This window comes from Burkholderia sp. E168m22, assembly GCF_001319805.1.
Classification (GTDB): domain Bacteria; phylum Pseudomonadota; class Gammaproteobacteria; order Burkholderiales; family Burkholderiaceae; genus Burkholderia; species Burkholderia orbicola.
Genome location: NZ_BBSK01000158.1, coordinates 1 through 3,078, shown reverse-complemented (window position 1 = coordinate 3,078; position 3,078 = coordinate 1). Strand labels below are relative to the sequence as shown.

Annotated in this window: 4 protein-coding genes; all 4 read left to right on the top strand. The window is 62.8% G+C overall.

Annotated features, from left to right (window positions below; genetic code table 11):
• The first annotated feature begins 72 nt into the window (after window positions 1-72).
• The 4 genes from AP428_RS34165 to AP428_RS34150 are packed head-to-tail and all read left to right on the top strand — an operon-like array spanning window position 73 to window position 3,048.
• Window positions 73-504, top strand: coding sequence for a transposase (locus tag AP428_RS34165; protein ID WP_063934034.1), 432 nt, complete (start codon window positions 73-75; stop codon window positions 502-504).
• The gene (gene tnpB, locus AP428_RS34160) at window positions 501-848 is read left to right on the top strand and encodes an IS66 family insertion sequence element accessory protein TnpB (protein WP_046543747.1); all 348 of its coding nucleotides are present in this window, start codon (window positions 501-503) and stop codon (window positions 846-848) included. Before AP428_RS34165 ends, tnpB begins: the two co-directional genes overlap by 4 nt.
• Window positions 849-898: 50 nt before the next feature.
• Window positions 899-2,440 carry an IS66 family transposase gene (locus AP428_RS34155; RefSeq protein WP_054928687.1) on the top strand — a complete coding sequence of 514 codons (1,542 nt, stop codon included), beginning with the start codon at window positions 899-901 and terminating at the stop codon, window positions 2,438-2,440.
• Between the two features lie 11 nt (window positions 2,441-2,451).
• On the top strand, window positions 2,452-3,048 hold the full coding sequence (locus AP428_RS34150) for a plasmid pRiA4b ORF-3 family protein (protein ID WP_045598730.1): 597 nt from the start codon (window positions 2,452-2,454) through the stop codon (window positions 3,046-3,048).
• Window positions 3,049-3,078: the final 30 nt, after the last annotated feature.

Genomic DNA, 3,078 nt, shown 5'->3' with positions numbered 1-3,078 from the left:
GTAAGCGTCATTTCGTGGCCGCATGGACAGAGCTGCAGCCGGTGTCCAAAGTGATGTCCGTTACTTCAAGTGATGGGGACTACTTTGGACACACGGGATGCGCGAGCGTCGAACCGCAAGGGCCGACCGAACTACACGCCGGAGTACAGACGGCAAGTTGCCGTCGCGGCGTGCGAGCCGGGTATTTCGGTGGCCAAGCTCGCGCAGGCGCACGGACTGAATCCCAATATGGTGTTCAAGTGGCGTCGGCAACTGCGGGCGGGCCTGTTTGAAGGCGTGGCGCACAGCACAGCGGTGTTGCTGCCTGTAGCGCTACCTGATGCACCGACCGGCGAAACTTCAGAACTGGCGTCGCTCGCTCTACAGCCTGTCGAGCCACATCGCGAGAGCGTATCGGCAGCGTCGGGCATCGAGATCGAACTGAACGGTGCCCGTGTACGCGTCACGGGCATGGTGGACCCCGTGCAGTTGCGCCTCGTGCTGCGCTGCCTGATGCCAGCATGATTGCGCCGCCAGGCGGTACCCGCGTATGGCTGGCAGCGGGCGTTACCGATATGCGCCGTGGCATGGATGGACTTGCCACGCTGGTGCAGTCAGCGCTCGGACGTGATCCCTTCTCGGGGCACATCTTCCTGTTTCGTGGGCGTCGCGGTGACCTCATCAAGATTTTATGGTGGAGCGGCGACGGCATGAACCTGTACGCGAAACGACTCGAGCGAGGACGCTTCGTGTGGCCGCAGGCGGACTCGGGAACAGTCCATCTGTCAGCTGCCCAACTGTCGATGCTGCTCGAGGGGATTGACTGGCGGCATCCAGAGCGGACGTGGCAGCCGACGCACGCCGCGTAACGCCGGGTGCGGGAACCCACAAGCGCGTGGGCTTCATTTACACTGGCTGCATGCCTGCCAACCATCTGCCCGATGACATCGCCGCCCTCAAGCGCATCGTTGCCTCGCGTGACGAGACCATCGCGCAGTTGCTGGCCGAGATCTCGAGGCTGAAGCGATGGCAGTACGGCCGCTCATCGGAGCGCATGACAGAATTGATGGACCAGCTGCAGCTCGCGCTCGGCGAGCTGCCTGTTCCTGAAGCAGATATGGCCGCACCGGCGAAGGTGCCTGATGCCGCGACTGCGGATACATCGGCTACTACGAACCTCAATTCGCTGCGCCGCAAACCGCGGCACTTCCCTGCCCATTTGCCTCGCGATACGGTTGTTCATACGCCAACGAGCTGCGGATGCCCGGAATGCGGCAAACAGATGCGCGCGCTCGGCGAAGACGTCTCGGAGGTGCTCGACTATGTACCCGGCTACTTCAAGGTACTGCGTCACGTACGTCCGAAGCTGAGCTGCCCGCGCTGTGCTGCAGTGGTACAGGAGCCAGCACCTTCGCGACCGATAGCGCGCTCGATGGCGGGTGCCGGGCTGCTCGCACAGGTCGTCGTCGCGAAGTACGCTGACCATACGCCGCTGTACCGGCAGGCCGGCATCTATCGCCGCGCCGGCATCGAACTGGATCGCGCGACACTGGCTTCGTGGGTGCGTGAAGCAGCGGCGCTACTGCGGCCGCTGTCTGATGCACTCGGCCGTTACGTGCGCGACGCAGACAAGATTCATACCGACGACACGCCCGTGCCTGTGCTGGAGCCGGGGCGTGGCAAGACACGCACAGCGCGCCTGTGGACCTATGTGCGGGATGACCGCCCTGCGGGAAGCCGCGCGCCACCAGCAGTCTGGTACAGGTACTCACCCGATCGCAAAGGTGAGCGACCTCGAGAACATCTTGCGGGCTACACGGGAATCCTGCAGGCAGATGCCTTCAGCGGGTATGACGCGCTGTATCGTGACGGCACGGTCATCGAGGCCGGGTGCTGGGCCCATGCGCGGCGCAAGTTCTACGACATATACAAACTGGACAGCTCACCGATTGCCGAAGAAGCACTGCACCGCATCGGGGCGCTGTATGTTGTTGAGCGCGAGGTTCGCGGCCAGACGCCGAACGTGCGCCTGTCTGCGCGTCAGCAGCGCTCGGCCCCATTGCTCGCTGAGCTGAAGGCCTGGCTCGAACACACGCTGTCACTGGTCTCGGCGAAGTCGGGGCTGGCGAAGGCGATTAGATACTCGCTGGGGCACTGGCACGCTCTCACACGCTATTGCGAAGACGGGCGCGTCGAGGTGGACAACAATACGGCGGAGCGCGCGATCAGGCCGCTGGTTCTCGGCAGGCGCAATTATCTGTTCGCAGGCTCCGACGGCGGTGGCCAAAGCGCGGCGGTGATCTATAGCCTGATCGGTACGGCGCGCCTGAACGGCATCGAGCCGTTTGCCTACCTGCGCACGGTGTTTGAGCGCATCGCCGATCATCCCATCAACCGCATCGACGAGTTGCTGCCGTGGCACCTGATGCCGACTGCACACATCGAACAGCAAGCCGCCTGAGAATCAATCCGATGGTCCAACCCCGCAAACCTGCCGTGCGCCTGGTCAAGGCGCCAGTCCCCGATTACGTACTGCGCGTTGAGCTGAAGTACATCAAGCCGGCGATCTGGCGACGAATCGTCGTTCCCGGCTCGATCCGGCTGGGCAAGCTGCATGTCGTGCTGCAACTGGCCATGGGCTGGGAAGGCGGGCACCTGCACGAGTTCGTCTTCGGCGAAACCAACTATGGTGAACCTGATGACTTCGGATTCCAGAGCGATCCACCAATGCTCAATGAAGCACGGGTCACACTGTCGAAGGCGCTCGGCGGGCTGAAGTCATTTACCTATATCTACGACTACGGTGACAACTGGCAGCATCGGATCAAAGTCGAGAAGGCGCTGGTGCCTGATCCAGACATGCGCCGGCCGATGTGCCTGGACGGGCAGAATGCGTGTCCACCGGAAGACGTCGGGGGAGTGCCAGGATATGCCGACTTCCTCGGAGCGATCACCGATCCGACGCACGAGGAGCACGACCACTTCCTCGAGTGGTGTGGCGGCAGCTTCGATCCCGCCGCCTTTGATCTCGTGCTCGCGAATCAGCGCCTCTCAGAGGTCAAGTTCTGATCGTCAAGACGGCCTCAGATTGACGCTTAC